Here is a 20,365-nt window from a genome sequence, read left to right on the forward strand (position 1 = left end):
GGGATTCGAGCGAGATGATCTAGATGCTACTCAGGGCCATCGACTCGCGGGCGGATATCGCGGTGACTCACGGTCGAATCCGGCTTCTGCACTCGGGCGACACTCACACGACGCCGACGGGTCTGGTGGACGAGCGGCCGAGTGCTCGGGAGTCGACGATCGACGCTTGACCGACGTGCCGTCCGGAAAGTGTTGGTACAGCGGTCGAGACGGTATCAGGCACTGATCCGCTCGTCCTCTCGCTCATCGCCCTCGGCGTGGTGAGGATGTGGCGGCACCACTGCGTCGGTGTCGATGCTGGTCGGCCCTCTTCCGGGACGCCTCCGGCTCGTGCGCGTGGCCGACCGCTCGGAGGAGGTCGTGTTGGAGCCGGAGATAGGTGGCAAGCCACCGGTCGTCGACCGGTTCATCGCGCAGATATGCCGTGAGGGCCGCGCTGTTGTGGTCGGCGTCCAACCACCTCCGCAGCTCGATGGTGCGATCCTGGACGGATTGCAGCAATTTGTGCTGTGGAACGGGCATTGGGTCTGCTCCTCTGGCTCAGAAGCTATTCCGTAGTGGGAAAAGGCTGTTCGCGGTTGCGGTAACGACCTCTGGCAACCCATCGTGCTTCGTCCGGTAGCCATTGTGCTCGATGCGGTTGCCCGTTGGTGAGCGTTTCCCATTTCCGAAAACCGGCAACCGCGAATCGCACGACCCTTGGTAGAAATAAGTGTCTGTTGAAGTCGGTTGTCCAACTCCCGCCGACGAAAGAAAGGAGGCGGTTATCAGCTCCTTCCAGGGCCGAGCGTCAATCGCGTCGTGTCTGGCGAGTGGGCGCCGCCGACCACACGCCGCGGGGATCCCCATCGTCGTCGTAACGGTCGATCCGGACGATGCTTGCCACGGATTCGGTCGGCCTATGGGTCTCGTTGATCGCCTGAAAGTCTGATTCGAAGGTTCTGTCGCTCGAGCTTCCGTCACGAAGAGTCACCTTGTACTTCGGCATGGTCAGGAATATGCCACCGCCGGCGTAGTGGCGCACCACGAACTGGTGAATTCACGCGACCCCAGATGACGGCCCGAGTCCTCACTGAACACCAGCAGAGCGTGAGAGGAACGCGGCGTCTGGGCCCGAGGAGTAACTGAGGCGAATGCGGGTATCCGATGTCTGTGCTGCCGCGCGACCTCGGACGGCGAACCCGCGACAGCCAGTCCCTCCGGCCGCCTGACCCCTTCGGCCGGAGGGACGCCATCTCGACCCGATTCTCCTCGAGGGAAGCGGCCTGCGCGGCGTCTGTGCGCTCGGCGTACTCGGAGGTGGCGGCGACAACTGTAGCTAGACGTGGCGAGGAATACCCCAGACAGGGGTTCGGCCGGGAATGCTCTCACATTCTCGGCCGGATCTCTGCTTCACGAGTCTTTCACCGTTGCCGATTACTATCTCGATCCGCACTTCTCAATATACGCGCGTGTGCCCATGCACCGCAATGCCCAATTCGCGCGAAAGGGCCGGTGCTCGAGAGGGCCGGCGCTCGAACAGGCCGGCGATCACGAGAGAGGCGGACCGGCGGGTCGGGCCGACCATGGCAGCGGCTCGGCTACCACTGGTGTGGTGAGTCGAGCTGCTGTCGTTCTTCGGATATGCCCGGCGCTGTCAGCCGATGCCGATGCCGCCGCCGAATGTGACGCTCAACCACTTCAAGAAAGCGTCGAAGGCGACACTGAAGTCGATACCTGCAGAACCCATCTGAAGTCACTCCTCACCTCTGTTGTATTCCACGGGATCAGTTGATCCACGCTTAACTCGAATATCGACCAGATTTTCCGCAACGTTTCACCGGGCGGGAAAGAAATCTTTGTTTCGTATTGAACAAATGCCCAGATACTTTTGGACAAATGCCCATTTTATTTACTGGACGCTCGATCGAATGCGTCGGCACACGGTCTACTCGGTCGGATAGAAGAAGGGATTATTCATCGGCCCGCGGCAACCGATATGCGTACTTGCCCGTGGCCGGCGCCGAGGATCGCTGGTGCCATCCGACCGGTCGCAGTGCCTCGTCTCTGCGGGAAACGCAGTCTTCGCGAGCGGAGTGTGCTGTGCTGGGACCACAGAGCCGGGAGGTGCGGTGTGCGAACTGCGTTCGGCGGACTGGCGCCGATGGGGATGACCGAGGCGATGTTCGTGTTGTTCGAGTCCCCTTCACACCCGATGCACGTGGCCACCCTGACGCTCTTCGAACCACCCAGCGGCACCGTGCCCGGCGCGCACGCCGCCGATATGGTCGGGAGTCTCCGCGCTCACGCCGAGATCTCGGAACTTTTCCGCAAACGCCCGGTCCGCTTGATGCACGGGTATCCGTGGTGGCGCGTCGACGAGGAGGTCGATCTCGACTATCACGTGCGGCACACCGCAGTTCCTGGCGAAGGAACCATGGCCGACCTACTTTCGCTGGTGTCCCAGATGCACTCGATGCCGCTCGATCCGCAGCACCCGATGTGGGAAATGCACGTCATCGAAGGACTTACCGACGGGCGCACCGCGGTGTACACGAAGTTCCATCTGTCTTTGACCGACGGCGCATCCGGGCTACGGCTACTGCACCGCACGCTCTCGATCGACCCGGGCATCCGGGACTGCCCGGCGCCGTGGAGTCCGTCGGTCGCGGCCCCAGCGCGGCATCTCTCCCTCGACCCGCGGGTGACACTGCGGTCCGGTGTGGAACTGACATGGCAGTGCGCGGCCATTCTCCCCACATTGATGCGGACGGGCTACCGCGGGCTGACCGAAGAACGTCTGACGTTGCCGCTGCAGTCACCGCCGACGATCTTCAACGCACCGACTGGTCGCGCCCGCAAGGTAGCGACCCGGTCCTGGCCACTGAAGCCGCTGCGGCGGCTCGCCACCTGCACCGGCGCACCGCTGGAGGTGGTGGTGTTGGCGATGTGCGCGGGCGCCCTCCGCGAGTATCTGCTCGAGCAGTACGCCCTCCCCGAGGCGCCGTTGACCGCAATGCTGCCGGTCCCACTCGACTTCGGTGAGGGCCCTACCATCGGGGCCGCGGGCCGTGGAGTCGGGGCAATGGTGGTGTCGCTGGCCACCGACGAAGCCGATCCCCTCGCGCGATTGGCGCGGATTGCCGACTCCGTCGTCCATACCAGCAGGGTCGTCGCCGCCCTCGGTCGCTCACAGTGTCAGTTGGTGAGCGCGCTGACGTTGAGTCCGATCATGCTGGAACCGGTCCGGCGGGTGCTCGAGGAGATCCCGCCGCCTTTCAACGTGACCATCTCCTACACACCGGGTCCGACCCGCCCACGATTCTGGAACGGAGCTCGCCTCGACGCGGTCTACCCGGTACCGGCCCTCGCTCGCGGACAGGCGTTGAGCATCACCCTCACCAGCCGATCCGGGGAGTTACACGTCGGTGTCGTAGGCGATCGCACCGCGGTTCCCCACTTGCACCGGATCATCGGCTACCTCGACACCTCCCTGACCGAACTCGAAACCGCGAGCCACACTGCGCGTCGGTGATCGAGAACTTCGCAAAGGCGTGCGACCGCCGTCGAGGCGGCTACAGGCCGACGGCCTGCTCGAGGGCGTCGAGTTCGGTGTCGAGATGATCGAGCATCGGGCGCAGATTCGGGACGGCGGAGCGGCATCCGGTCAATCCGAACACGAGATGGTCGTCGCTACTGGTGACAGTGATGTTCAGTGCCTGTCCGGTCACCGGGATCGACAGAGGGTACAGGGAATCGAGGCGGGCGCCGTTCCAATACAGCGGGCTGGCGGGCCCGGCGACGTTGGAAATGACGAGGTTGAACGGAGGTCGCAGTGGTCCCCGCCGGCCGGCCAGCATCTCGAGGCCCAGGGGGGCTGCTCCGAGGGCGCTCATCGCCAACGCCTGGGCCGGGCTCATCGCGCGCAGTGCCTGCTTCCCTTCGCTCATGCAGGTCCGAATCGTGGCGAGTCTCGCTCCGTGTTCGGGAAGGTGGGTGGCGAGGTTGCACATCAGGACTCCCACCCGATTGCCACCCTGGTGGGATTCGCCGTCATCGGCGCGTAGGGAAACCGGGACCATCGCGATGAGCGGTTCGTCCGGCAGGGCGCCCAGGTCGTCGAGGTAGGTGCGCACGGCTCCGGCGGACATCGCCAGGACGATGTCGTTGACGGTGGCGTCGGCGTGCTTGGCCAGCAACCTGATCCGTTCGAGCGGCCACGATCGGGCGCCGAACTGGCGCGCCCCGCCGATCGGAACGTTGAACACGGTGTGCGGTGCGCGCATCGAGAGCGGCCCGCCCCGGGCGTGCAGGGCCCGGTCCATGGTGCCTGCCAGCGCCGGCGCCAGACCTGCGACTTCTCGGGCGCCGTGCAACGCCAGTCTCGACAGGCCCAGCACCTCTGCAACTCCGGGCAGGTGTGGCGCCGCCGTTCCCGGTGGCGGTGTGACACGACCGCTCGCGGTGGGCATCGGCTGCCAGGGGGTCGGCATTCCTCGTCGGTCGGGATCTTCACTCATGCTGCGGCGCAGCAGATTCATGGCGGAGGCGCCGTCGGCAAGCGCGTGGTGGATTTTCGTGTAGACCGCGTAGCGCCCGTCGGCGAGGCCCTCGATCAGGTGCATCTCCCACAGTGGGCGGTTGCGGTCGAGCAGACCCGCATGCAACCGAGACGACAACGCCAGCAGTTCGGGCATGCCGCCCGGGCGGGGGAGGGCGTGGCGGTGCACGTGATGGTTCAGGTCCAACTCCGTGTCGGTGACCCAGCCCCACTGTCCCAGGGTGGTCATCGAGCGTCGGGCGCGTTTGCGGAACAGCGGAGCGACTTCGGTGGAGGCCGTGGCCGTGTCGAACATCGCCCGCATGTCTGCGGCGTCGGCGCCGTCCGGGGGTGTGAACACCGCCAGGCCGCCCACATGCATCGGATGCTCCCGCGACTCGCCGAGCAGGAACAGTGAATCGGTCGGCGACATCGGCAGCAGCATGCGGGGTGTCCTTCCTTCCCGAACGGCGGATCCGCACTGCCACTGCGGTGTCTCCGGGCGGGGTGACTTCGGTTTCCGGTAGCCGGTTTGTTCGGTAACGTTCAGGTGTGGTTTACGTCACAAATCGGCATCCGGATCAGTTCTACAGGAAGGTGCTGTCCGCGCGCTACCCGGCAGACGTCCAGCGGGTCACCGCGAGAGGACGCTCGTGGAGTCGCCGGAGGTCTACCCATCACTTCAGGTCCACCGTGCGCATCACTTGATGACGGCGTCCACCGTCTTCTTCAACGCCGACGGTTGTGCAGGCGAATGGGGTGCCTTTTCCTTCAATTCCAGCAGTCGCGCACCCATTTCCTGAAGTTGCTTACGCCCCAGCTCTTCCCGCACCTTCGGGAACCACTCCTGCTCCTCTTCCTCGATGTGGTGCTCGACATTCTCGATGAGGACGGTGGCCTTCGCGTCGAATCGTTCGTTGTCGGGCTTCATGGCCGCCAGCTCCGTTACGAGAACGTCGGCGACGTGGTGCTCCTCGAACGACTCCAAGATGTCGTCCTCGAGGTCGGGGGCGAGTTTGCGTACCTCCGGGTACATGCACTCGTTCTCGAGGTAGGTGTGCACGGTCAGTGCCTCGATGATCTGGTCGACGATCCGGCCCTTCTCCGCTTCGGCGTCGGGGCCGGCGCTACGGAACTCGCGGAAGAGTTTTCGGATTGCCTTGTGGTCGTTGCGCAGGAGGACAATCGCGTCGGTGGACATGGTTACCTCGCAAGGGGTGTGGTCGGCGGTCGACGCTCCCGCGAGTACCCCGAGTGGAACATCTTCACGCGCTACCTGACGCCGGCTTCGCCCTTGTCGCGCCGGTTGCACTTGACACCCGTTAGAACACATGTTCGCATGTACTCATGAGGTGGGATGGGCAGGCGCTCGATGCGGACGACGGCGCGTTGCCCGGGCTCGAGCGGGCAGGTCTGGTGCGCAGCGTGCAGACGCCCGAGTTCGAGGGCATCACCTTTCACGAAGTGCTCTGCAAGAGTGCGCTCAACAAGACGCCCGAGGAGTCCCAGCTCCCGTTCCGGTACACGGTCAACGCTTTTCGAGGGTGTTCGCATTCGTGTCGTTACTGCTTTGCCCGGCCCACCCACGAGTACCTCGACCTCGATGCCGGCCGGGATTTCGACAGTCAGATCGTGGTGAAGACGAATGTCGCGGCGGTGCTTCGAAAGGAACTGAGCCGTAAGTCGTGGAAGCAGGAGCACGTGGCGTTGGGTACCAACACTGACCCGTATCAGCGGGCCGAGGGCCGGTACCGACTCATGCCGGGAATCATCCGGGCACTGACCGAGTCGGCCACACCATTCTCGATCCTGACGAAGGGAACGCTTCTGCGGCGCGACCTTCCGCTCCTGACACTGGCTGCACAGCAGGTCGCGGTGAGTATCGGCGTGTCGCTGGCCATCCATGACGTCGACCTTCAGAAGTCGATCGAACCCGGCACTCCGTCGCCCAGGGCGCGCCTCGATCTGATCCGGGCAATCACGGATGCGGGCATGACGTGCAATGTGATGGTCGCTCCGGTCATCCCGTTCCTGACGGACTCGGCACGGCACCTCGACGGTTTACTCGAGGCCATCGCGCAGGCAGGAGCGTCGAAAGTCACCGTGCTGCCGATGCACCTGCGGGGGAGTACCAAGGGCTGGTTCATGAACTGGCTCTCCACCGAACATCCCGCACTGATTCGGCAGTACCGGCAGTTGTACGGTCGATCCGCCTACGTGCCGGCCGAGTACAAGTCGTGGCTGAAGGCGCGCGTCGACCCGCTCGTCGAGCGTCACGGTCTGGCCGGTCGTGCGCAACATCGTGACGCCGGAGCGGCAGGTCGGGAAGAGGCCGAGCGCCGCGAACTCGTACGAGCCGGCAGTACCGGACCGACTCTCACTCTGTTCTGATCGCAATTCCCTCGGGGTCCTCGTCGGGCGGCAGGTGAACCGTGCGTCTCGGTTCATACCATTCGGTCCCGACGGGTTCACCGCCCATGTTCCAGCTCCAGGAGATCGTCGGCGTAATGCGGGCATACATGCCCGGGCCGACGATGCCCACCCGCTCGATCGGCTGCTCCGCGATACCGTAAACCCGAATGCATCGGGCGATGAACGGTTCGATCGACTCGAGGTCGTCGACCACCAAGGCGACCTTGACGTTGCCGGCGCGGAGGTTGCGGAACTTACGCGTCTGGGTCACGGCCGGCCCGGAACCGCCGATCCAGAAGTATGTCCCGTCGTACTCGAACGCAAGCGGAACCACGTCGGGCTGCCCGTCGGGGCAGACGGTGGAGAACCGTGCGACGGGTTGTGAGCGGAGGTAGGCGATCTCTTGGTCCGTGAATGACACGGCCTCTCCTTTCGCGTAGCGAGCCCAGGTTCCCCTGCGCGGGAAACGCGAGCCGCCAGGAGTATCAGCGCAGGGCGGGTGGGCTGTTCAGATCGCGGGCGGAGTAGGTGTCGCAGGCGTCGACCTGGCCGGTCCGGTACCCGGTGACGAACCATTTCTGTCGTTGCTCGGAGGAGCCGTGCGTCCAACCTTCGGGATTGACCCGGCCGCCCGCGGACTGCTGGATCCGGTCGTCACCCACCGACGAGGCCGCGGACAGCGCGTCCTGGATGTCGGTGTCGGTGAGGGTGTTCAGAAACGGCGGTCCGCCGTCGGGCCCCGGAAGTGTGTCGGCGTAGTGGGCCCACACGCCGGCGTAGCAATCGGCCTGCAGTTCGGTGCGGACCGCGGCCGAGTCGGCTCCGCGCGGATCGGTCTGCGCCCGGCCGATGTCGCCCAGCTGATTCTGAATATGGTGTCCCACCTCGTGCGCCACGACGTATTCCTGAGCGAGGGGTCCGGCACTCGACCCGAAGCGATCGACGAGGAGCTGGAAGAAGCTGGTGTCGAAGTACGCTGTCGAGTCTGCCGGGCAGTAGAACGGGCCGACCTCGCTGGTGGCGTTTCCGCACCCGGTGTTCACCGCGCCGGAGAACAGCACCACCTCGGGCGGGATGTAGTCGGTTCCGGTTTGTGCACCGAGTTCCTGCCCCCACACGGAGTCGAGACTGCCGACCGTGAACACCACCCGGCAATCGACGTCGCGGTTGGCGTCCGCACCCGTCTCACAACCTTCGAGGCCGGCACCGGGACTCTGGGTGGAAGGGTCGGTGGCACCGCTCAGTCCACCGAGCAGGGATCCGGGGTCGCCGCCGAGCAGCAGAGCGAGAACAAGCACGATCAGACCCCCGGCTCCGCCGCCCATCGCGAACTTGCCGCCGAGGCCACCTCCTCCGCCGCCACCCCCGACCGAGACCCGGCCGGAGTCCATGCGGGCGCCCTCGTTGAAGGTCATGTGTCGTCGCTTTCTCTCCGAGTGTCGCGGTACAGATAGCTCGAGCATTGCACGTGAAGCGGGTATGAGTTTCCGCTCACGCACAGTGTCTCCGTAGGATCGCAGCCAACGAAGTAGCTTGCCCCACGTTTCGAAAGGAATCCCGTGCTGCGCACACATCTCGCCGGTTCATTGCGAGCCGAGCACGCCCAGCAGACCGTTACCCTCACCGGTTGGGTCGCCAGGCGTCGTGATCACGGCGGGGTGATCTTCATCGACCTGCGTGATGCCTCGGGCGTGTCGCAGGTGGTGTTCCGTGAGGGAGCTGCTGCCGACCAGGCGCATCGACTGCGCGCGGAATACTGCGTGAAGGTCACCGGCATCGTCGAGGTCCGGCCCGAGGGCAACCAGAACTTCGAGATTCCCACCGGGGCCATCGAGGTCAACGTCACCGACCTCGAGGTTCTCAACGAAAGCGCGCCGCTACCGTTCCAGCTCGACGACCAGGCCGGAGAAGAAGCGCGCCTGAAGTACCGCTACCTCGACCTGCGCCGGGAGGGCCCGGGCCACGCCATCCGGCTGCGCTCGAAGGTCAATGCCGCTGCCCGCTCCGTTCTCGCACACCACGAGTTCGTCGAGGTCGAGACGCCCACGCTGACGCGGTCGACGCCGGAAGGTGCACGCGACTTTCTCGTCCCCGCCCGACTACAGCCGGGTAGCTTCTACGCCCTGCCGCAGAGCCCGCAGCTGTTCAAGCAGCTGCTGATGGTCGGTGGCATCGAGCGGTACTACCAGATCGCGCGGTGCTACCGCGACGAGGACTTCCGCGCGGACCGCCAGCCGGAGTTCACCCAGCTCGACATCGAGATGAGCTTCGTCAACCAGGACGACGTGATCCTGCTCGCCGAGGAAGTCCTGACCGCACTGTGGAAGCTCGTCGGCCACGAGATCAAGACCCCGATCGCACGGATGACGTACGCCGAGGCGATGCGGCGGTTCGGTTCGGACAAGCCGGACCTGCGTTTCGGCATCGAGCTCGTCGAATGCATGGAGTTCTTCAAGGACACCACCTTCCGGGTGTTCCAGGCGGAGTACGTGGGCGCCGTGGTCATGCCCGGTGGTGCCGCCCAGCCCCGGCGTCAGCTCGACGGATGGCAGGAGTGGGCGAAGCAGCGCGGCGCCAAGGGGCTCGCGTACGTGCTCGTCGGCGAGGACGGCGCCCTCACCGGTCCGGTCGCGAAGAACCTCACCGACACCGAACGCGCCGGGCTCTGCGACCACGTCGGCGCGAAGCCCGGAGACTGCATCTTCTTCGCAGCGGGAGCCACCAAGCCGATGCGTGCGCTACTCGGCGCGGCGCGGGGAGAGATCGCCCGCAAGCAGAACCTGATCGACCCCGACGCCTGGGCCTTCGTGTGGGTCGTGGACGCGCCGCTGTTCGAGCCGACCGCCGACGCCACCGCCAGCGGCGACGTCGCACTCGGCTACAGCGCGTGGACGGCGGTACACCACGCCTTCACCTCGCCGAAGCCCGAATCGATCGACACGTTCGACACCGACCCCGGTTCGGCACTCGCGTACGCATACGACATCGTCTGCAACGGAAACGAGATCGGCGGCGGCAGTATCCGTATTCACCGCAAGGACATTCAGGAACGAGTGTTCAAGGTGATGGGAATCTCGCACGAGGAAGCCGAGGAAAAGTTCGGCTTCCTCCTCGACGCGTTCGCGTTCGGTGCACCGCCGCACGGTGGCATCGCGTTCGGCTGGGACCGCATCACGGCCCTGCTCGCCGGAGTCGACTCGATCCGTGAGGTGATCGCATTCCCGAAGTCGGGCGGCGGCGTCGATCCCCTGACAGAGGCTCCCGCCCCGATCACCGCGCAGCAGCGCAAGGAGTCGGGTGTGGACGCCAAGCCGGAGCCGAAGGGCGGCGCCGGCGCACAGGCCGGCGCAGCGCCGGTGGCGAAGGACGCGGTCGCCGGCACGTAGATCGATCGACGGGGACGGACGCGGACAGCAGGGGGACGTCATGCTGCATCTACGGGTGATCTGCCCCGCCGAGCACACCGACGACGTTCTCGGTGTGCTCGCCGCGGAGCCCGGGGCCACCCACGTGGTGGTCCTGCGCAGTGCGGCGATCGACCCGGCCGGTGACGTGGTCCAAGCAGATGTGGCCCGCGAGGCGGCCAACGAGTTGATCGACGCGCTCGAAGCGCTGGACATCCAGCACATGGGCGCGATCACCTTGGGACCGGTCGAGACGGTCCTGTCCACGGCCGCACGCAAGGCGGAGAAGGCGGCTCCCGGCGATCCGGCCGACAGCGTCGTGTGGGAGGAACTTGTCAGCCGCACCCGCGAGGAGTCGACCCTCAACGGAACGTTCCTTGCTTTCTTGACGATCGCGTGTCTGCTCGCGTCGGTAGGAGTTGTGACCGACTCACCGATCACGATCGTCGGTGCCATGGTGGTGGGACCGGAGTTCGGTCCGTTGGCAGCACTCGCCGTGGCTCTGGCACGGCGCAAACTCGGTCTCGCACGACGCTCCTTGTTCGCGCTGCTCCTCGGCTTTCCCTTCGCCATGGCTGCCACCTTGGTTGCCACGCTGGTGATGGAACGGATCGGGTGGATGGCTCTCGACAGCCTCGACGCCCAGGATCAGGTCGACTACATCTACAAGGTCGGACCCCTGTCGCTGGTGGTCGCCGTCCTCGCGGGGGCAGCCGGGATGCTCGCGCTCGTGTCCGCGAAGTCCGCGGCACTCGTCGGTGTCTTCATCTCGGTCACCACCGTGCCGGCGGCGGGTTTCGCCGTCGTCGCCGTAACGGTCGGCGAGTGGCGCATCGCCGCACTGTCCGCACTTCAACTGGGCATCAACATGGTCGGAATCGTGGTGGCCGGGGTGCTGGTCCTCGCGCTGCGGTTGCGAGCCGGCAACGGCGCCGATCGCCTGCTCGCCGAGGCACGGAAAGAACGCGTCCAGCAAGTCCGGAGACTTCGGTGACCGCGGCGCCGCACCGCGGCCCGGAATACGACGAACTGTTCGACGCCGACGGGAAGGTCCGTGCGCCGTGGTCCGAGTTGGGTGACGGCCTCCTCGGCGCGGACAGCGGCTCCGTGCGCCGGCTGCAGTCCCGCATCCGGCTCCTCGTGGACAACCACGGCATCACCTACAACCCCCTCGACGGATCGGACCTTGCCACCGGACCGTCTCGGTGGGAGATCGACGCGATACCGCTTCTCCTCGCGGCCGACGAATGGGAGCACCTCGAAGCGGGACTCCTCCAGCGTTCCCGGCTTCTCGATGCCGTCCTCGCCGACCTGTACGGGCCGATGACGCTCCTGCGGAGTGGTGCCGTGCCCGCCCGCCTCGTGTTCGGTCATCCCGGATATCTTCGGCCTGCGCACGGGATGTCGATCCCGGGTCGGCACCAGTTGTTCTTCCACGCTCTCGACGTCGGCCGCGGCACGGACGGCAATTTCCACGCTGTTCGCGACCACACCCAGTCTCCGGGCGGGGCCGGCTACGCGATGGCGAACCGCCGAGTGATCGCCCGGGCGGTTCCGGGCATCTACGAGACCGTGGGCCCCCGGCCGTTGTCCTCGTTCGCCCAGTCGATGCGGCTCGCGGCAATCGACGCCGCGCCCGCCGGTTCGGAAGACCCGCTCGTGGTCGTGCTCAGTCCGCACACCAGGTCGGGTGCCGCGTTCGACCAGGCCTACCTGGCGACCGTCCTCGGGTTCCCGCTCGTGGAGAGCGCCGACCTGGTGGTCCGTGACGGCCGCATCTGGATGCGGTCACTGGGCCGGTTGGAACAGGTCGACGTCATCATCCGGCGGGTCGACGCCGAACTCGCCGACCCCCTCGATCTGCGCCCCGGCTCCCGGTCCGGCGTCGTCGGCCTCGTCGAGGTGCTGCGTCGGGGAGCAGTAACCGTTGTGAACACCCTCGGCAGCGGAGTCCTGGAGAATCCGGCACTCACCCGCCTGCTGCCGGTACTCTCGCGGCGACTGCTCGACGAGGATCTGTTGTTGCCGTCCGTGCCGACGTTCTGGGGAGGTGACCGCTCCGAACTCACGCACATCCTGGCCAACGTTTCATCGATGGTGCTCCGCGCCGTCCGCGGCGGGCCGCCCGTCGTCCCCTCCGCACTCGATGACGCCCGGCGCACGGAGTTTCTCGAACAGGTACGCGCGGATCCCGGCAACTGGGTGGGGCAGATCATCCCCGACTCGTCGTATGCGCCGTCGGCCGGCGCCGGGGGAGAGGTCAACCTCTCGCCCGTCGGCGTCCGGTTGTTCTCCGTAGCTCAACGGGTGGGCTTCGTACCCATGTCCGGCGGCCTGGGAACGACCCTGATTCCGGGTGCCGCGGGCGGGGATCGTCGGCATGCGGGAGCCAAGGACGTCTGGGTGCGCTTCGCGCCGCGGCTCGGCCCGGCAGATACCGGTGAGGGCGCCGCCCGTGACGTCGAGTCGCTGCCCACCTACGCAGCAACCTCGTCCGATCTGCTGGCCTCGCCCCGCGCGCTGTCCGAACTCTTCTCGATAGGGCGATGCGCGGAGCGGGCCGAGGGTTCGGCACGGCTGATGATCGCCGTGGGGGAGAAGTACCGCGACTATCGGCTCCGCCCGTGGCTGCCGGGTGCCGGGTGTCTTCCCATTCTGCTCGACGCCGTCCTCACCGTCGCGGAGCAGGGAAATGCACCGGGGGGAGGGGGCGCGCCGACACGGTCGGCGAACGTTCCCGACGGAACTGCGGGCCCCGTTCACACCCCGGATCTCCAGCAAGTGCGGGCGGAACTACGGTCTCTCACCGTCGATCCCGACCGCGACGGATCACTCGCTCGAGCCGTTCGGGACGTGGAGCAGGCCGCGCGGGCGGTACGCGGCCAGTTGTCGAACGACATCTGGGCCGTGCTGAGCACGGTGGAACGCGCTCTCGGTGAGGTCTCCGACGAGTCGATCGACGATGGCTCCCGGCTTTTCGAGGCGCAATCCGCAGTGCTCGGCGGCATGCTAGCGCTGTCCGGTGTCTCAGCGGAATCGTTGGTCCGCGACACCGGCTGGCACATCATGGACATCGGCAAGCGGATCGAACGGGCCTCGACCCTCACCACCCTGGTGGCGTCCACCATGGGGCGGAAGCGGGATCCCGCGACCGAACGAGCGTTGATCGAATCACTTCTGATCGCCACCGAGAGTTCGGTCGTGTACCGCCGGCGGAATCGAAGTATCCGCCCTGCCGCGGTGGCCGAGTTGCTGCTGTTCGACATCGGCAACCCCCGCTCGCTCGTCTTCCAGCTCGAGGCGCTGCGGACCGACCTGGCGGCCCTACCCGACGCCTCCGGATCCTCGCCGGCGGAGCGGCTCGCCGAGGACATGCTCAACACCGTTCGCCGGGTCGACCCTGCCCGGCTCGAGCGCATCGACGACACCGGAGTACGCACCGAAGTGGGCGAACTGACCACCGAGATCGACGGACTTCTCGGCCGGTTGTCCGAAGTCATGTCGAAGGGGCCGTTGTCGTTGCCCGGCGGTATGCAACCGCTGTGGGGTAGCACGGCCTCGTGGACGGTCGGGGGCGAAGTTCCCGCATGATCGACCCCCCGACCCCGGCTGATTCGACCAGCGAGCGCCCCGTACTCCGGCGATACCGGATCACCCACCGCACTACCTACACCTATTCGGAGCCGGTGTCCTCGTCCTACGGCCGCTGCTACCTGCTTCCGCGTGACACCGAGGATCAGCGCTGTGTCCGATCGGCCGTCGACATTTCGCCCGCGCCCGCCGATCGGTCGGTGGGTGTAGACGTATACGGCAATCGCGACCTCTACTTCCAGGTGAGCGCAGCGCACGAGGAGCTGATCGTCACCGCCGAGTCCGAAGTAGAGGTGTACGGGCCGGAACCACACCGGCTCGTCAGTGCACCCGCGAACTCGCGGTGGGAGCTGTCCCGGCCGGTGGGGACGGACGGGGCGCTGGCCCAGGACTTCGTGCTGGACGTGCAGCCGGCCGAGATCAGTGACGGCGTGCGCGACTACGCGGCCGTGAGCTTTCCGCCGGAACGTCCGCTCCTCGACGCCGTCCTCGACCTCACGAGCCGCATCCACCGCGACTTCCAGTACAGATCGGGGTCGACGTCCGTGTCCACCCGGGTCACCGAGGTGCTCGAGAAGAGGTCCGGGGTCTGCCAGGATTTCGCTCGGCTCGCGATCGCCTGCCTGCGCTCACACGGGCTCGCCGCCAGGTACGTGTCGGGATATCTGGAAACGCAGCCGCCGCCCGGCCAGGAAAGACTGATCGGGGTCGACGCCACCCACGCGTGGGCCGCGGTGTGGATGCCCGGCGACCGCTGGCTGGCTTTCGACCCGACCAATGATCAACTCGTCGACGAGCGCTACACCGTGGTGGCGTGGGGCCGGGACTACGCGGATGTGCCGCCGCTGCGCGGAGTCATATACACAGAGGCACGAAACAGCACCATTGCGGTGTCGGTTGACGTGGCACCCCTCCATCCGCTCGCGCCCGATCAGCCGAAATGCTGAAATTCACCGAGGCTTCCGGCGGAGGACTCGATGATCCGTGTCACTAGCAGGTAAGTTGGACCGCGATGACTGCAATACTGGCCGACCCCGTTTCCGAGGTAGTTGCCGCAGCCGAGAAGCTGCTCACGCGTCGTACCGGGGCACCCGTGACACTGGTAGACCCCGTCGACCTCGGCGGTAGTGGTCGTACCATCGTGCTCCGCGTCCGCGTGGCCGAGAATCCGTTCTCCCTTCCGCGGACGTTGGTGATCAAACAACTGCGTGAGGACGTCGGTGTGTCCGGCTCACGGACGGTCGATCCCGACGACCTGTCGGGTGACAGCAGCAGCGCGTTCCTCCGTGAAGCCGTGTCGTATCAGTTCGCCACTGCACTGGCGACCGACAGCAGGCCGGGCGCCGAACTGCTCGCCTCCGACCTCGAGGCGCGACTCCTCGTTCTCAGCGACCTCGGTGATGCCTCGCCGATCAGTGCCCTGCTCGAGCATTCCGACGCCGATACGGTCACCAACACGCTGATGGCCATGGCACAGGCGCTGGGCCGGATGCACGCGGCCACGGTGGGACGGGAAGAGGACTTCACCGCCCTTCTTCGCCGCGCCGAGGTGGCGCACTGCGACGACACCGTCGCCGAGCAGGTTCACCGCGCGGTTCCGGAGGTGCCCCGCCTTCTGTCCCGGATCCTGGGGGTCGACGTGTCCGCGGACATGACGGCGCAGGTGGCGCGCGCCGCGAAGCTGTTCGACAGTGGCCGATTCCGGGCGTTCAGCCCCTCGGACCTGTGCCCGGACAACATCATGGTCAACGACGAGGGTGTTCGTTTCCTGGACTACGAGTGGGGTGGCTTCCGCGACGCGATGCTCGACATCGCGTATGCACTGGTGTCCTTCCCAGGATGCCTCTGCACCGTGGAACTGTCCGACGAGCGGACGCAGGCCATGATCGAGGCTTGGCGCGCCGAGGTCGTGGGGATGTGGCCCGCGCTCGCCGACGACAACGTGCTGGCCACCCGCATGGTCGAAGCGCAGCTCATCTGGGTGTGGGTCAGCACATATCTGTTCCTTCCGGAGAATCACAGTCGCATCGCCGCCGTGCGCGAGCATCACCTGTCGGTTCCGCGGTCCGAAGCCCTGACGCAGCGCTGGGACAGGTTGGCCCGGAGCGCCGACCACGCCGGGAACACGGTGGTCGCCCACCATGCCCGCCTCGTGGCCGACAAGCTTCGAGGTTTGTCTGTCGGGTGACGCCGACCGGCAGACCGGAGTGGGTTTCCGCGACGCCTTCCGAGTAGCGTCGAACTTGTGAGCGATCTTTTCGGTTCGGAGTTGGGCGAGGACGAGTCGGCCGGACTGTTCGAGACCGTGCGGCCCGAGGTGGAACCCGCGCCGAAATCCGGTCCCGGACACGTGGCTGTCAACCCTCACGCACCACTCGCGGTGCGGATGCGCCCGCGCACTCTCGGCGAGGTGGTCGGACAGCAGCACCTCCTGGGGCCCGGAGCGCCGCTACGGCGTCTGGTCGAGGGTTCCGGAGCAGCGTCGGTGCTGCTGTACGGCCCTCCTGGTACCGGGAAGACAACCTTGGCCTCACTCATCTCGGGGGCGACGGGCCGCCGATTCGAGGCGTTGTCCGCGCTGTCCGCGGGTGTGAAGGAAGTGCGCGGCGTCATCGAACTCGCGCGGCGGCGCCTCCTCGCGGGGGAACAGACGGTGTTGTTCATCGACGAGGTACACCGGTTCTCGAAAACCCAACAGGACGCCCTGCTCGCCGCGGTGGAGAACCGGATCGTGCTCCTCGTTGCCGCGACCACCGAAAACCCGTCCTTCTCGGTCGTGTCACCGCTGCTGTCCCGGTCGTTGGTGCTGCAACTGCAGTCGTTGACGCCCGGCGACATCGAGGAACTCCTCGAGCGGGCGCGCACTGACGAGCGTGGCTTCGGCGGTGAGATCGAGATCGCGGGCGATGCCTTGGATCATCTGGTCCGGTTGGCGGCGGGCGATGCGCGTCGAGCGCTGACGGCGCTCGAGGCGGCCGCAGGGGCTGCCCTCGACCAGGCGGGCGATGCGGATCGGCCGATTCTGCTCGACCTCGCCACGGTAGAGGCCAGCGTCGACAAGGCGGCGGTCCGCTACGACCGTGACGGTGACCAGCACTACGACGTCATCAGTGCCTTCATCAAATCGATCCGTGGCTCCGACGTCGATGCCGCACTGCATTACCTCGCGCGGATGCTGACCGCGGGTGAAGACCCGCGCTTCATCGCGCGTCGACTCGTGGTCCACGCGAGTGAAGACATCGGGATGGCCGATCCGACCGCACTGCAGACCGCCACCGCGGCCGCCCAGGCCGTGCAGCTGATCGGCATGCCCGAGGCCCGCCTTGCGCTCGCCCAGGCGACCATCCACCTCGCCACCGCACCGAAGTCGGGGGCGGTGATCGCTGCGCTCGGAGCAGCGATGGCCGACGTCGCCGCGGGCAACGCAGGCCTGGTGCCCCCGCATCTGCGCGACGGGCACTACGCGGGTGCGGCGAAACTCGGCAACGCCGTCGGATATCGCTATCCCCACGACCATCCGGACGGCGTGCTGCCACAGCAATATCCGCCGGACGAACTGGTCGGCGTCGACTACTACCAGCCCACCACGCACGGTGGTGAGCGCGACATTGCGGCCCGGGTCGACAAGTTGCGTGCCATCGTCCGTGGCAAGACCCGTCCGGGTGGCCGGTTAAGCTGATTGTTGCCGAACTGCCGGGCTCCCGTGTGCCCGGCAGGACAGCACCCCGCAGTTGCCCTCGAGACAGACAATAAGGATCACTGACGTGCAGACCCACGAGATTCGCCGGCGCTTCCTCGACCATTTCGTCAAGGCAGGCCACACCGAGGTAGCCAGCGCCTCGCTGATTCTCGACGATCCGAACCTGCTGTTCGTCAACGCGGGAATGGTCCAGTTCGTGCCGTTCTTCCTGGGCCAGCAGACCCCGCCGTACTCGACGGCGACCAGTGTGCAGAAATGTGTGCGCACCCTCGACATCGAAAACGTGGGCATCACGACCCGGCACAACACGTTCTTCCAGATGGCCGGAAACTTCTCCTTCGGTGACTACTTCAAGCGGGAAGCAATCAAGCATGCCTGGGCGTTGCTGACCGGCAGTGTCGACGACGGCGGCTACGGATTCGATCCCGAGCGGATCTGGGTCACCGTCTACCTCGACGACGACGAGGCCCGCGACATCTGGCGCGACGAGGTCGGCGTTCCCGAGGCGCGGATCCAGCGCCGAGGCATGGCCGACAACTACTGGTCCATGGGCATCCCCGGGCCGTGCGGGCCCTGCTCGGAGATCTACTACGACCGCGGCCCCGAGTTCGGCAAGGAAGGCGGCCCGGAGGCCGACGAAGACCGCTACATCGAGATCTGGAATCTCGTGTTCATGCAGAACGAGCGCGGACTCGGCATCAGCAAGGACAATTTCGAGATCCTCGGCCCGCTGCCGAAGCAGAACATCGACACCGGCATGGGAGTCGAGCGCGTCGCGTTCCTGCTGCAGGGCGTCGACAACGTGTATGAAACCGACCTCGTCCGCCCGGTGATCGCGAAGGCCGAGGAGTTGTCGGGCCGCAGGTACGGCGTCAATCACGACGACGACGTCCGGTTCCGGGTGATCGCCGATCACGCGCGTACGGCGGCCATGCTCATCGCGGACGGTGTGAATCCGGGCAACGACGGACGCGGGTACGTGCTGCGCCGACTGCTGCGGCGTATCGTGCGTTCGGCGAAGCTGCTCGGCGCCGACAAGCCGAGCATGCGTGACTTCATCACCGTCGTACGCGACACGATGGCCCCCTCCTACCCGGTTCTCGACAGCGACTTCGGCCGCATCGAGACGGTCGCGGTCGGTGAGGAGACGGCGTTCCTCAAGACCCTCACCTCGGGGTCCAAGTTGTTCGAGGGTGCCGCCGAGTCCGTGAAGGCCTCCGGGAAGTCGGTCATCGGCGGCGATCAAGCCTTCGCGCTGCACGACACCTACGGCTTCCCCATCGACCTCACCCTCGAGATGGCGGCCGAGGCCGGATTGTCGGTCGACGAAGACGGATTCCGCACGCTGATGGCGGAGCAGCGTCAGCGTGCCAAGGACGACGCCCAGGCACGCAAGCACGCGCACGCCGACCTGACCGTTTACAAGGAACTTCTCGACCGCGGTCCCACCGAGTTCACCGGTTTCCACGAACTGGTGTCCGAGGCTCGTGTCCTCGCCCTGATCTCCAACGGGCAGCGCGTTCCCGTCGCCGCCACCGGCCAGGACGTCGAGGTCATTCTCGACCGCAGCCCGCTGTACGCGGAAGCGGGCGGCCAGATCGCAGACCTGGGCGCGTTGACCGGGCCGGGACTGCGCGTGAAGGTCAACGACGTCCAGAAAATCGCGAAAAAGCTGTGGGTACACAAGGTCACCGTTCAAGAAGGCGAGATCACCGAAGGCGACGTCGTTCTGGCGCAGGTCGATGCCGGGTGGCGTAAGGGTGCCACCCAGGGTCACTCCGGTACGCACATGGTCCACGCCGCCCTCCGACAGGTCCTGGGGCCCAACGCCGTTCAGGCCGGTTCGTTGAACAAGCCCGGATATCTGCGGTTCGACTTCTCGTGGCAGGGTGCGCTCACCGAGTCGCAGAAGCAGGACATCGAGGTCGTGGCGAACGAGGCCGTGGCCGCCGACTACGCGGTCAACACGTTCGTCACCGACCTCGACAAGGCAAAGGCCATGGGCGCCATGGCCTTGTTCGGCGAGAACTACGGCGACGAGGTACGTGTCGTGGAGATCGGTGGACCGTTCTCCATGGAGCTGTGTGGCGGAACACACGTGGGAACCTCGGCGCAGATCGGCAACGTGACCCTCCTCGGTGAGCAGTCCGTCGGCTCGGGTGTGCGGCGTGTGGAGGCCTACGTCGGGCTGGACTCGTACCGTTACCTGGCCAAGGAACGGGCGCTGCTCGCCGGACTGTCGTCCTCGCTGAAGGTGCCCTCCGAAGAGGTGCCTGCCCGTGTCGAGGCCTTGGTCGAACGGCTTCGCGTTGCAGAGAAGGAGCTCGAACAGGCTCGGGCACAAGCAGTTCTGGCCTCCGCAGGCACATACCTCGACAAGGCTCAGCGCGTGGGACCGGTGCTGCTGGTGGCGGACTCGGCTCCCGCCGGTGTCGGTGGCAACGACCTCCGGAGTCTCGTCACCGACATTCGCGGACGGTTCGGCACGCAGCCGGCTGTGGTCGCCCTGTTCGGTGATGCCGACGGCAAGGTTCCGTTCGTTGTCGCCGTCAACAAGGCGGCGCAGGAACTCGGGGTCGCGGCCGGTGACCTCGTGAAGGAGTTCGGCCCCCTGATCGGGGGTCGCGGCGGCGGCAAGGCGGACATGGCCCAGGGGTCCGGCTCGGACACCACCGGCATCGCGGCGGCCCTCGATGCGGTCCGAGGGGCCGTGGCGGACAAGGTAGGGAACAAGTAGCG

14 protein-coding genes are annotated in these 20,365 nt (G+C 66.3%); 9 read left to right on the plus strand and 5 right to left on the minus strand.

Annotated features, from left to right (window positions below; genetic code table 11):
• Positions 1 to 243: 243 nt before the first annotated feature.
• The gene (locus L1080_RS09510) at positions 244 to 522 is read right to left on the minus strand and encodes a hypothetical protein (protein ID WP_236603156.1); all 279 of its coding nucleotides are present in this window, start codon (positions 520 to 522) and stop codon (positions 244 to 246) included.
• A gap of 1,621 nt (positions 523 to 2,143) precedes the next feature.
• Here L1080_RS09510 and L1080_RS09515 point away from each other — a divergent pair.
• On the plus strand, positions 2,144 to 3,514 hold the full coding sequence (locus tag L1080_RS09515; RefSeq protein ID WP_250773508.1) for a wax ester/triacylglycerol synthase family O-acyltransferase: 1,371 nt from the start codon (positions 2,144 to 2,146) through the stop codon (positions 3,512 to 3,514).
• Positions 3,515 to 3,554: 40 nt separating this feature from the next.
• Here L1080_RS09515 and L1080_RS09520 read toward each other — a convergent pair whose 3' ends face one another.
• Both L1080_RS09520 and L1080_RS09525 read right to left on the minus strand, forming a co-directional pair.
• Complete coding sequence (locus tag L1080_RS09520) at positions 3,555 to 4,964, minus strand: WS/DGAT/MGAT family O-acyltransferase (RefSeq protein WP_250773447.1); 1,410 nt, start codon at positions 4,962 to 4,964, stop codon at positions 3,555 to 3,557.
• Positions 4,965 to 5,219: 255 nt separating this feature from the next.
• Positions 5,220 to 5,720 carry a hemerythrin domain-containing protein gene (locus L1080_RS09525; RefSeq protein WP_159922725.1) on the minus strand — a complete coding sequence of 167 codons (501 nt, stop codon included), beginning with the start codon at positions 5,718 to 5,720 and terminating at the stop codon, positions 5,220 to 5,222.
• Positions 5,721 to 5,866: 146 nt separating this feature from the next.
• Here L1080_RS09525 and L1080_RS09530 point away from each other — a divergent pair, with 146 nt between their 5' ends.
• Positions 5,867 to 6,910, plus strand: coding sequence for an Rv2578c family radical SAM protein (locus L1080_RS09530; RefSeq protein WP_159922723.1), 1,044 nt, complete (start codon positions 5,867 to 5,869; stop codon positions 6,908 to 6,910).
• Here L1080_RS09530 and L1080_RS09535 read toward each other — a convergent pair.
• On the minus strand, positions 6,897 to 7,352 hold the full coding sequence (locus L1080_RS09535) for a PPOX class F420-dependent oxidoreductase (protein ID WP_250773445.1): 456 nt from the start codon (positions 7,350 to 7,352) through the stop codon (positions 6,897 to 6,899). The two genes, L1080_RS09530 and L1080_RS09535, sit on opposite strands and share 14 nt — an antisense overlap.
• Before the next feature lie 64 nt (positions 7,353 to 7,416).
• Entirely contained in the window at positions 7,417 to 8,346 is a 930-nt protein-coding gene (ypfJ, locus tag L1080_RS09540) for a KPN_02809 family neutral zinc metallopeptidase (protein ID WP_250773436.1), read from the minus strand.
• 144 nt (positions 8,347 to 8,490) lie between these two features.
• Here ypfJ and aspS point away from each other — a divergent pair, with 144 nt between their 5' ends.
• The 7 genes from aspS (at position 8,491) to alaS (ending at position 20,363) form a co-directional block, all read left to right on the plus strand.
• Positions 8,491 to 10,317, plus strand: coding sequence for an aspartate--tRNA ligase (aspS, locus tag L1080_RS09545; RefSeq protein ID WP_250773434.1), 1,827 nt, complete (start codon positions 8,491 to 8,493; stop codon positions 10,315 to 10,317).
• 40 nt (positions 10,318 to 10,357) lie between these two features.
• Positions 10,358 to 11,329, plus strand: coding sequence for a DUF389 domain-containing protein (locus L1080_RS09550; RefSeq protein ID WP_250773432.1), 972 nt, complete (start codon positions 10,358 to 10,360; stop codon positions 11,327 to 11,329).
• Positions 11,326 to 13,926 carry a circularly permuted type 2 ATP-grasp protein gene (locus L1080_RS09555; RefSeq protein WP_250773430.1) on the plus strand — a complete coding sequence of 867 codons (2,601 nt, stop codon included), beginning with the start codon at positions 11,326 to 11,328 and terminating at the stop codon, positions 13,924 to 13,926. The genes L1080_RS09550 and L1080_RS09555 overlap by 4 nt, the downstream gene beginning before the upstream one ends.
• Positions 13,923 to 14,873: a transglutaminase family protein gene (locus L1080_RS09560; protein ID WP_250773428.1), complete on the plus strand. Its 951-nt coding sequence runs from the start codon at positions 13,923 to 13,925 to the stop codon at positions 14,871 to 14,873. Before L1080_RS09555 ends, L1080_RS09560 begins: the two co-directional genes overlap by 4 nt.
• Positions 14,874 to 14,938: 65 nt before the next feature.
• Positions 14,939 to 16,114 carry a phosphotransferase family protein gene (locus tag L1080_RS09565; RefSeq protein WP_159922713.1) on the plus strand — a complete coding sequence of 392 codons (1,176 nt, stop codon included), beginning with the start codon at positions 14,939 to 14,941 and terminating at the stop codon, positions 16,112 to 16,114.
• A 57-nt stretch (positions 16,115 to 16,171) separates the two neighbouring features.
• Positions 16,172 to 17,605, plus strand: coding sequence for a replication-associated recombination protein A (locus L1080_RS09570; protein ID WP_159922711.1), 1,434 nt, complete (start codon positions 16,172 to 16,174; stop codon positions 17,603 to 17,605).
• An 85-nt stretch (positions 17,606 to 17,690) separates the two neighbouring features.
• The gene (alaS, locus tag L1080_RS09575) at positions 17,691 to 20,363 is read left to right on the plus strand and encodes an alanine--tRNA ligase (RefSeq protein ID WP_250773425.1); all 2,673 of its coding nucleotides are present in this window, start codon (positions 17,691 to 17,693) and stop codon (positions 20,361 to 20,363) included.
• Positions 20,364 to 20,365: the final 2 nt, after the last annotated feature.

The sequence above is a fragment of the Rhodococcus sp. MSC1_016 genome (assembly GCF_023667485.2).
GTDB classification, from domain to species: domain Bacteria; phylum Actinomycetota; class Actinomycetes; order Mycobacteriales; family Mycobacteriaceae; genus Rhodococcus_F; species Rhodococcus_F oxybenzonivorans.